General features: G+C 45.7%; 5 protein-coding genes and 1 pseudogene. All 6 read left to right on the top strand.

Annotation, left to right across the window (positions count from 1 at the left end; genetic code table 11):
* Positions 1-631: DHH family phosphoesterase (locus AC5V8P_RS22490; RefSeq protein ID WP_495473880.1), on the top strand; the 631-nt coding region annotated here is incomplete at its 5' end.
* Positions 628-1566, top strand: a complete 939-nt coding sequence (truB, locus tag AC5V8P_RS22495) for a tRNA pseudouridine(55) synthase TruB (RefSeq protein WP_064798087.1) — start codon at positions 628-630, stop codon at positions 1564-1566. The genes AC5V8P_RS22490 and truB, both read left to right, overlap by 4 nt.
* Positions 1567-1733: 167 nt before the next feature.
* Complete coding sequence (locus AC5V8P_RS22500) at positions 1734-2672, top strand: bifunctional riboflavin kinase/FAD synthetase (protein WP_064798086.1); 939 nt, start codon at positions 1734-1736, stop codon at positions 2670-2672.
* Between the two features lie 132 nt (positions 2673-2804).
* On the top strand, positions 2805-3074 hold the full coding sequence (rpsO, locus tag AC5V8P_RS22505) for a 30S ribosomal protein S15 (RefSeq protein ID WP_007430074.1): 270 nt from the start codon (positions 2805-2807) through the stop codon (positions 3072-3074).
* 215 nt (positions 3075-3289) lie between these two features.
* Positions 3290-5392 (top strand): polyribonucleotide nucleotidyltransferase, encoded by a 2103-nt coding sequence (gene pnp, locus AC5V8P_RS22510; protein ID WP_063208875.1) that lies wholly within the window; start codon positions 3290-3292, stop codon positions 5390-5392.
* Between the two features lie 222 nt (positions 5393-5614).
* A pseudogene (locus AC5V8P_RS22515) lies at positions 5615-5869 on the top strand (polysaccharide deacetylase family protein); the annotation flags it as partial.

Raw genomic sequence — 5869 nt, forward strand, 5'->3', positions numbered from 1 at the left:
CCATCCAACGAATGATGCTTATGGTACGGTTAATGTAATTAAGTCGGACGCTGCGGCAACAGCGGAGATACTGTTTGATTTATTGGAAAAGTTTGCAGTAACCTGGGACGTTGATGTGGCAACGGCTGTATATACCGGTTTGCTGACGGATACAGGAGGTTTCCGCTACTCTAACACTTCACCGAAAGTGATGTCTACGGTATCACAGCTTCTTGCTTACGGTGTGGATGGTCCATTTTTGTCCGAGAAATTACTTGAGGAAATGACATTTCCCCAAATGAAAGTGCTGACCAAGGCATTGCAAACGCTCACGATGTCGGAGGATGGGAAAGTTGCATGGGTCGTTGTAACACCTGATGATATGGTGGAATGTGGTGCTGTAAATGAGGATTTGGAAGGTATTGTGAATTATCCAAGAAATATCAGTGGGGTTGAAGTAGGCATTTTCTTTAAAGTTATTAATGATCAAGCGGCCAAGGCAAGTTTGAGATCGGCAGGGAATGTTGATGTAGCTGCGCTGGCTCAATCCTTTGGGGGCGGTGGGCATGTGCGTGCGGCCGGCTGTCGGGTAGAGGGGAAGCTGGAAGATATCATCGAGACCGTTGTAGGGCGGGTGAAGTCTGAGCTATGAATCCAATAAATAAGGGGCAGGCAGTATGGGAAGGTGTTCTTCCTGTCTATAAGCCTGCTGGATTTACCTCTCATGATGTAGTGGCCAAGGCTCGCCGTTTGTTGGGGATGAAGCGAATTGGACATACCGGAACGCTAGATCCACAGGTAACCGGTGTACTGCCGTTGTGTCTGGGACGCGCTACCCGAGTGGTGGAATATATGCAAGAGCGGCCCAAGGAGTATCAGGCTACACTGCGCTTAGGTATTGCTACGGATACCGAAGACCTGACTGGGACAATTACAGAAGAGAGCGAACGTCCGGTTGATGTGACCGAAATGGAAGCCAAAGCGGTTTTGGAACGTTTTGTTGGTACAATTTCCCAAGTCCCTCCAATGTACTCTGCACTCAAAGTAGATGGAAAACGTTTATACGAGCTGGCTCGAGAAGGCAAAACCGTGGAGCGTAAAAGTCGTGAAGTGAGTATTTACGAACTGGAAATGACAGGTTTTACGAAGATGGGACCGCACGTGGATATTTCTTTTCGTGCTTTATGCTCCAAAGGAACTTATATCCGTACACTATGTGTTGATATTGGCCGTGAATTGGGATATCCTTCAACGATGGTTAAGCTGGAGCGAACTATGTCTGCGGGAATTTCTGCGGAACATTGTTTAACATTCGAAGAAATTGAACGCCATGTAGCGGATGGCAGCTTGAGTGAGCGGCTTATTGCTACTGATAAAGCAATTGATTATATGCCCGAGCATACAGTGGCTGAAGCCAAGGCAGATGCAGCTTTGCAAGGTCAACGCTTGTCGCTGAGTATGGTTTCACCACCGGTAACGGACAGCCAACCTTTCCGGCTGTATAAAGAGGATAAAACATTTTTAGGCATATATGGACGGGATGAAACAGGTGCGATCGCCCCAATTAAAGTTTTTTTAAGCGTATAGAATTTACAAATTCTCAGCGGAGCTAAACCATTCTATAATCGTCAGAAAACTTCCCCTAGGCACGGTCAGGCTTCCGTGAAATTATGCCTAAAGACGTTTTTCACAATGAATTGTGCTATAATTTTTGACGAAGTTAGTCAAATGATGTGAAATGCAGGTGAATGAATATGATTACCGTATCGTTATCTTATCCATTGAGTGATGAGCTATTGCAGCAATGGGGACGTCCACAAGTCACGGCGATCGGCCAGTTCGACGGCCTTCATCTGGGACATGCAAGCGTGATACGCAAGGCCGTCGCGCTCGCTCGTGAACAGAAAGTGCCAGTATCTGTCATGACATTTCACCCTCATCCGAAGGAAGTCATGAAAAAAGGTGATTATGAAGGTTATTTAACACCGCTTGCAGACAAGCAGACCATTTTGGCCGATATGGGTGTGGATGTACTTTATATTTTAAGTTTTAACGAACAATTTTCCAAGGTCAGCCCAGAGGATTTTATAACTGATGTGTTGCTTCCATTACAAATTCGAACGGCTATAGTAGGTTTTGATTTTAGGTTTGGCCACCGGGGAGCCGGGCACGAAGATACGCTTCGGAAGCTGGGAGGAGACCTGATGTCTGTCTACACTGTACCACCATTCGAACTGGATGGGGATAAGGTAAGCAGCTCAGGCATTCGCCGTGCCTTACAGACGGGGGATTTGGCACATGCTTCGCGCTGGTTGGGACGCCCTTATCGTATCCAGGGTACTGTGATGGATGGTGAAAAGCGCGGACGCACAATCGGTTTTCCGACAGCTAATCTTAAGCTGGATGATTCTTATGTTATTCCGGTTAAGGGTGTATACGCTGTACGGGCGCTCGTAGGTGATCATTGGATAAATGGTGTAATGAATGTAGGGGTTAAGCCTACTTTTCATGAAGGTGTGCTGAATCCGTCGTTTGAGGTACATCTTTTTGATTTTAATCAACAAATTTATGGGGAGCCTGTGCTCGTTGAACTTCATCATTACATCCGCCCTGAACGCAAATTCTCTTCGGTGGATGAGTTGGTCAGTCAAATTGGTAATGACGCACAAACGGCTAAAAAGCTGTTGGGCTAATTTATTTACATAAGACAGGCGCTGTGGTATACTGACTTATGTTGTGTAAACAACGATGAACCTTAGCTTGGTTGTTCGCTTTCACCGGCGGTTACGAGGCTAATGGCGATTATAATGAAGGAGGTGAACAGGATGGCATTGACTCAAGAGCGTAAACAGCAATTGATCGAGGAGTACAAAACTCATGAATCCGATACAGGATCACCTGAGGTACAAATCGCTATCCTTACTGAAAACATCGTCAACTTGCAAAGTCACTTTCGTTCGCACAAGAAAGACCATCACTCCCGCCGCGGGTTGTTGAAAATGGTCGGTCAGCGTCGTAAACTTTTGGCTTACCTGAAGAAGACTGATGTTAAACGTTACAGTGCGTTGATCGAGCGTCTCGGACTGCGTCGTTAATTTTCAGACATGTAATGAGAAAAGAAGCCTGGTTGTTCACCGCTTGTCCCTGCTAAGGCGACGGCGGACAGCAGCCGGGTTCTTTTTTGAAATGAGGAATCTTTTTTTGAATTACATTTCCTAATTTGTCTGTTGGGCTTCTTATGAATAAGACCTGCGCAGGAAATACTGGATATGTATAGAACTTTTACAATGAAATGAAATGGAGGGATACCATGGAGCAACGCGTAGAAATGCAACTCGGCGGAAGAAAGCTGGTGCTTGAAACAGGACGTCTTGCAAAACAAGCCAATGCGGCAGTTAAAGTAAGTTACGGAGAAACAGTTGTGCTATGTACTGTGACCGCTTCCCGTGAACCAAAAGATTTGGACTTTTTTCCGCTGACCGTGAACTATGAGGAAAGATTGTATGCTGTAGGGAAAATTCCTGGCGGATTTATTAAGCGTGAAGGACGCCCGAGTCAAAAGGCGATTTTATCCAGTCGCTTGACAGACCGTCCAATTCGCCCATTGTTCCCTGAAGGTTTCCGAAATGATGTACAGGTGTTGAACCTAGTTATGAGTGTTGATCAGGATTGCGAACCTGAAATTGCAGCCATGATTGGAACCTCGGCAGCACTCAGTATTTCGGATGTACCTTTTAATGGACCAATTGGCGGTGTTGCTGTAGGTCGTGTAGACGGACAATTTGTAATTAATCCAGATATTGCACAGCAGAGCGCAAGCGATCTGTACCTCGTTGTAGCCGGAACGAAAGATGCCATTATGATGGTAGAAGCAGAAGGCGATGAAATTCCAGAGGAAGTTATGCTCGAAGCTATTATGTTCGGACATGATGAGATAAAGAACATTGTGGCAGTTATTGAACAATTGGTGCAAGTAGCAGGTAAAGAGAAAATGCAGGTTAAGCTGCATGCTGTGGATGAAAAAGTGAACAGTGAAGTACGTGCTTATGCAGCTGAGCGTTTGGTGAAAGCTGTTAAAATTGCAGAAAAACATGCCCGTCAAGAGGCAATTGATGCAGTTAATGAAGAGACCGTTGCTCATTTTGAAGCACAATACATAGAGACACCTGAGCTGTTAAGCGATGTGAGTGAAGTTCTCTATGATATCGTTAAGGAAGAAGTCCGACGTCTGATTACGCATGATAAAGTGCGTCCTGATGGTCGTAAGCTTGACGAAATTCGTCCGATTGAAAGTGATACTAGCATTTTGCCGCGTACGCACGGTTCAGGCTTATTTACACGTGGGCAAACACAGGCGCTTAGCGTTTGTACTCTTGGTGCATTAGGAGACGTACAAATTCTGGACGGTATCGATCTGGAAGAAACTAAACGCTTCATGCATCATTACAATTTCCCTCCATTCAGCGTAGGTGAGGCTCGTCCTTTGCGTGCGCCGGGTCGTCGTGAAATCGGACATGGTGCTCTGGGTGAGCGTGCACTTTCCAAAGTAATTCCTTCTGAAACTGAATTCCCGTACACGATCCGTCTAGTTTCCGAAGTGCTGGAATCGAATGGGTCTACCTCACAAGCTAGTATTTGTGCAAGCACACTGGCTATGATGGATGCAGGTGTACCGATTAAAGCTCCAGTTGCAGGTGTGGCTATGGGATTGATCAAGGACGGAGATCATGTTTCCGTATTGACCGATATCCAGGGCATGGAAGATCATCTGGGCGATATGGACTTTAAAGTTGCCGGTACAGCGGAAGGCGTAACTGCCATTCAAATGGATATTAAAATTGACGGCATTGACCGCAAAATTTTACAGGATGCGCTCAAGCAAGCTAGAGAAGGGCGTTTGTTCATTCTTAGCAAAATGATGGAAGCGATCCAGAAACCCCGTGAGCAGTTGTCTCCGTATGCTCCGAAAATTATGACAATGAACATTAACCCGGACAAAATCCGTGATGTTATTGGAGCTGGTGGTAAAATCATCAACAAGATCATCGAAGAAACCGGCGTGAAGATCGATATTGAACAAGATGGTCGTGTGTTCATCGCATCTACAAATCAAGAGATGAATGAGAAGGCGCGTTCCATTATTGAAGGTATCGTAAAAGAAGTCGTGGTCGGCGAGATTTACATCGGTACAGTCAAACGGATTGAAAAATTCGGCGCATTTGTTGAAATTTTACCGGGTAAAGATGGTCTGGTTCATATTTCTCAACTGTCTACTGAGCGTGTAGCCAAAGTTGAAGATGTCGTTGCTATTGGCGATACGATTACGGTGAAAGTAACTGAAATCGATCAGCAAGGTCGTGTCAATTTGTCGCGTAAGGCAGTATTGACGGCTGAAGCTCCTGCAAAGTCCTAAGTTATGCTTTGCGAGCCACAGTAACAGCAATCAATACGTATGTGCAGGATAAGGGATTTGAATAGCATTAATTAAGCTTTTGGAAAGAGGCAGAGCTACGTTTCTGGCTCTTTTTTCATACATATGCATATGCTGTGTCTAAACGAGCTTCTATAGTTTGCTACGTCATAGATCTTGTCCTCCTCGCATACAATGTGGACAAACGAGCGGGAGGATGAAGGTATGATGAGTAGGGTGAAACGTGCAGTGTGGGTGGTAGCCAGTTTAGCCATCACACTGGTAATTGGGCAGTTTAGCGGGGTTCGTGACTATGCTAGTCAATTACGTAATGGAGATGTTACAGGAGTTGAAGAGCCTGAAGCTGTACCCACGATGGCGGTAGCACCTTTACCTGATAATGCGCTTATGCAGCGATTAAAGACAGAAGCAGCGCGTCAGCGGAGGGAGCCAGTTGATGCCAAGGTCGACAGGGTGTGG

This window comes from Paenibacillus sp. N119s, assembly GCF_059447605.1.